This window comes from Sphingomonas sp. LH128, assembly GCF_000293195.2.
Classification (GTDB): Bacteria; Pseudomonadota; Alphaproteobacteria; order Sphingomonadales; family Sphingomonadaceae; genus Novosphingobium; species Novosphingobium resinovorum_A.
Window position 1 is genome coordinate 1 of the sequence record NZ_ALVC01000314.1, and the last position, 3926, is coordinate 3926.

A 3926-nucleotide genomic window follows, 5' to 3' on the forward strand; every position below is an offset into this window, starting at 1 on the left:
CCGCCGTAGGGCGGTGCTGCCGCTCGAGGCGATCCACGCCGCTACCGATTATGTCGCTGTTCCCATGTCGATGAAGCCGGACAGCCTCGGCTGGCATGGCAATGCGATCCTCGTGCGCAAAGGTATCGACATCGTCGAGGCGGCGCCGGTGCCGCTGCCGGTGCTGGAGCCGCGCGGGGCCGTGCGGGCGGACCTCCTGATCGAGGGCAGGCGCCTGCGGGTAGTTGGCATGCACCTGGATCTCTCGGGCATCCGGCGGCGGCATCAGGTTCGTTCGGTGCTATCCCACTGCGCCGACTGCGCCGAGCGCGTGCCGACCGTGATGATGGGCGACCTCAATGAATGGGCGCAGCGCGGCGGATGCCTTCGTGAATTCGGCGTGGGCTGGCAGGTGCTGGCGCCGGGCCGGAGCTTTCCGTCCCGGCGGCCGATGGCACTGCTCGATCGGATCGTCGTGTCCGCCGAGTGGGAAGTCGTGGGAACCAATGTGCACCACAGCCCGTTATCGGCGATAGGCTCCGACCATCTCCCGGTCTGTGCCTCGCTTGTGTTGCCTAAAATTTAGGCAACTGCCCATGAATCGGGCGACGTTGCGTGCTTCCGGCGCGATCTACGGTTTATCCACCTGTTGAATCAGCACTGATTCTTGCTGATCGGTAAACTGGCACACCCCTTGCTTAGTATCCTGTTAGCCGGCGCTGGGGCCGGTGGCTAACAGGGGATAGGCATGAAGTTCATCATAGCCATCATCAAGCCCTTCAAGCTGGACGAAGTGCGGGAGGCGCTGGGGGGCATTGGCGTCGCCGGCATGACCGTTTCGGAAGTGAAGGGCTTCGGTCGCCAGAAGGGTCAGACGGAGATCTACCGCGGCGCCGAGTACTCGACCAACATGCTGCCCAAGGTGAAGATCGAGGTCGCTGCACCTGACGATCTGGCACCCAAGATCGTCGAGACGATCCAGCAGGTCGCAAGCACCGAGGCCATCGGTGATGGCAAGATCTTCGTCCTGGACCTTGCTTCGGCCGTGCGCATCCGCACCGGCGAGGCTGGCGACACCGCGCTCTGAGGGGAGCTTTCACGATGAACCGCAAGATTTTTGCCAAGGTTTCCGGCGGAATTGGTGCGACGCTCGCGTCGCTCGCCGTTTCCACCGCCGCCTTCGCCCAGGACGCCGTGCCGACCGTCGACAAGGGCGACACCGCCTGGATGATGACGTCCACCGTCCTCGTCTTCCTGATGATCCTCCCCGGCCTCGCGCTGTTCTACGGCGGTCTGACCCGCTCGAAGAACATGCTCTCAACCATGACGCAGATCGGCGCCGCGGCCTCGCTCGCCATGCTCATCTGGGTCATGTACGGCTACTCGATGGCCTTCGGTGAGGGTGGTAACGCCTTCGTTGCCGGCTTCGGCAAGGCGTTCCTCGCGGGCGTCACCCCCGATTCGGTCTCGGGCACCATTCCCGAATACGTCTTCGCCTGCTTCCAGATGACCTTCGCCGCGATCACCGTCGCGCTGGTGCTGGGCTCCACGGTCGAGCGTATCAAGTTCTCGGCGGTCATGGTCTTCGCGGTCGTCTGGCTGACGATCGTGTACTTCCCGATCGCGCACATGGTCTGGGCACCGACCGGCTATTTCTTCGGCCTCGGCGCGCTCGACTACGCGGGCGGCACCGTCGTCCACATCAACGCCGGTGTCTCGGCGCTGGTCGCCGCGATCATCCTCGGCAAGCGCAAGGGCTTCCCGGCCGAGCCGATGCCGCCGCACTCGCTGACGCTGACCATGGTGGGCACCGGCCTGCTGTGGGTGGGCTGGTTCGGCTTCAACGCCGGTTCGGCGCTCTCGGCCAACGGCGCGGCCTCGCTCGCCATGATCAACACTTTCGTCGCCACCGCTTCGGCAGGCCTGTTCTGGATGCTCGCCGAGCGTCTGGCGGGTCACAAGGGTTCGGCCCTGGGCTTCTGCTCGGGCGTCGTCGCCGGTCTCGTCGCGGTCACCCCGGCAGCGGGCAACTCCGGTCCGTTTGGTGCCATCATCCTGGGCGCTGTGGCTTCGATCATCTGCTTCTTCGCGGTCAGCAAGCTCAAGCCGATGCTCGGCTATGACGACGCGCTCGATGCATTCGGCGTCCACGGCATCGGCGGTATCGTCGGCGCCATCGGCACCGGCATCGTCTATGCCCCGTCGCTCGGCGGCCCCGGCAAGGCGGACTTCGCCATCGGCCCGCAGCTGGTGATCCAGATCGAGGCGGTCCTCGCCACCGTGGTCCTCGCGACCGTGGGCACCGTGATCGCGATCTTCATCGCCAAGGCAGTCACCGGCCTGCGCGTCACTCCCGAAGTCGAAGCCGACGGCCTCGACATCGGCGAGCACGGCGAGCGCGCCTACAACTAAGAATCTCCAGTTTGGCGGCGGCGGGAACTTCCTCCTCTCCTCCCTCCCGTCGTCGCCAACCGATGTTCCTCCTGCGAACACAACCTTCAAAGGGCCGGAGCCAGCCGCTCCGGCCCCTTTTTTATGCATGCGACTTGTGGGATGCTGTTTCAGCGGGGTGACGAGTGGGGGAACGCGCATGAAGTACGTCACGGCCATCATCAAGCCGTTCAAGTTCACCGAAGTGAAGGAGGCGCTGGCTGCTTCCGGCGTGTCGGGCCTGACGGTTTCGGAAGTCAGCGGGCACGGCCGCCAGAAAGGGCAGACCGAAGTTTATCGCGGCGCCGAGTATACCTCGAGCATGTTGCCCAAGCTGCGGCTTGAGATCGCGGTGACCGACGAGATGGCGCCGCGCGTCATCGACATCGTCCGCGCACACGCCAACAACGACGAGATCGGCGACGGCAAGATCTTCGTGTTCGCGCTCGATCGAGTCGTGCGAATCCGCACCGGCGAGCAAGGAGACGACGCGCTCTAGCTTTTGGCGGCGCCCATATTATGGATCGCTCGCTCGGACGTATTCGGCTTAGCGACCGGCGGACAGCATTTCGATCAACTGGCGCACCGGGCTGACATCATAACCTGCGCCGGCTGCCTTCGAGGCGATCACCGCCGGGCTGTCACCGGCCTTGGCGCGGGCCAGCGCCCACAGCAGCGTCGAGCGCGTGCCCGAGCGGCAATAGGCGAGCACCGGCCCCTCGACGTCGAGGGCCTGCTCCATGGCATCGACCTGCGCCTGGCTGAACCCTGCGTGAGTCACGGGAATCGCGACGTAGTCGATTCCCGCTTCCCGGGCCGCCGCTGCGATGGCGTCGCCGGGGGTCTGGTCCTCGCTCTCGCCTTCGGGGCGATTGTTGACGATCCGTACGATTCCCAGTGCCTTGGCCTCGGCGATCATGGCGACGTCGATCTGCGGGCTGGCGAAGACGGTCTCGGTAATCTGGCGGAACATCTGCGCATTCTCCCGTAGTCGAGCGGCCGGGCGGTGCCGGAAACCGGCCTTCAAGCCGCTTCGGGGCAATCAGGCAAGCCCATTCGTCGCTTAAAAACCGCTAATTCGTCGTGAAGCGCTGCAAGGACCCCGCATTTCCGTTCGCCATCGCGTTTGGAGTCGTGTAAGAGTCATGTTCGCAGGAGAGGGCCGGGCCTTAGCCCGGTCGCTTGCCTGACGTTTGGCGTGGATCGTCCGCCCGCCTGACGAATACTTCTGGGGCGCAGCGAAGGTACGCTAGTAGACATGGGTTTTGATAGAGGTCGTCGCGGAAGGGGACGCGACAATAAGCGGGGCGGAGAAGACGAGTTCGATCCGTTCTACGCTGGTGGCGGAGATCGCTTCGGTGGCGGTGACCGTTTCGGTGGCGGCGGCTTCGGCGGCGGTGACCGCGGCGGCTTCGGCGGCGGCGGCAGCAGCTACGGTGGCGGCGGTGATCGCGGCGGCTTCGGCGGCGGTGGCGGCTTCGGCGGTGGTAACCGTGGCGGCGGCTTCGGCGGCGGTG

The 3926-nt window shown here is 65.3% G+C and carries 6 protein-coding genes; 4 read left to right on the top strand and 2 right to left on the bottom strand.

What is annotated here, in order from left to right:
• The 4 genes from LH128_RS22775 to LH128_RS22790 form a co-directional block, all read left to right on the top strand.
• Window positions 1-565 (top strand): endonuclease/exonuclease/phosphatase family protein (locus LH128_RS22775; protein WP_008832046.1); only part of this gene is annotated, 565 nt, incomplete at its 5' end.
• Window positions 566-727: 162 nt separating this feature from the next.
• Window positions 728-1066, top strand: a complete 339-nt coding sequence (locus LH128_RS22780; RefSeq protein WP_008832047.1) for a P-II family nitrogen regulator — start codon at window positions 728-730, stop codon at window positions 1064-1066.
• A 14-nt stretch (window positions 1067-1080) separates the two neighbouring features.
• Window positions 1081-2391, top strand: coding sequence for an ammonium transporter (locus LH128_RS22785; RefSeq protein ID WP_008832048.1), 1311 nt, complete (start codon window positions 1081-1083; stop codon window positions 2389-2391).
• A 178-nt stretch (window positions 2392-2569) separates the two neighbouring features.
• Entirely contained in the window at window positions 2570-2908 is a 339-nt protein-coding gene (locus LH128_RS22790; RefSeq protein WP_008832049.1) for a P-II family nitrogen regulator, read from the top strand.
• A 48-nt stretch (window positions 2909-2956) separates the two neighbouring features.
• Here LH128_RS22790 and LH128_RS22795 read toward each other — a convergent pair whose 3' ends face one another.
• Both LH128_RS22795 and LH128_RS34080 read right to left on the bottom strand, forming a co-directional pair.
• The gene (locus LH128_RS22795; RefSeq protein ID WP_008832050.1) at window positions 2957-3382 is read right to left on the bottom strand and encodes a TIGR01244 family sulfur transferase; all 426 of its coding nucleotides are present in this window, start codon (window positions 3380-3382) and stop codon (window positions 2957-2959) included.
• Between the two features lie 276 nt (window positions 3383-3658).
• A partial coding sequence (locus tag LH128_RS34080) for a hypothetical protein (protein ID WP_008832051.1) occupies window positions 3659-3926 on the bottom strand: 268 nt, incomplete at its 5' end.

Coding starts and splice junctions, on each gene's coding strand:
- LH128_RS22790 (WP_008832049.1), top strand. CDS start 2,570: ATGAAGTACGTCACGGCCATCATCAAGCCGTTCAAGTTCACCGAAGTG.
- LH128_RS22780 (WP_008832047.1), top strand. CDS start 728: ATGAAGTTCATCATAGCCATCATCAAGCCCTTCAAGCTGGACGAAGTG.
- LH128_RS22785 (WP_008832048.1), top strand. CDS start 1,081: ATGAACCGCAAGATTTTTGCCAAGGTTTCCGGCGGAATTGGTGCGACG.
- LH128_RS22795 (WP_008832050.1), bottom strand. CDS start 3,382: ATGTTCCGCCAGATTACCGAGACCGTCTTCGCCAGCCCGCAGATCGAC.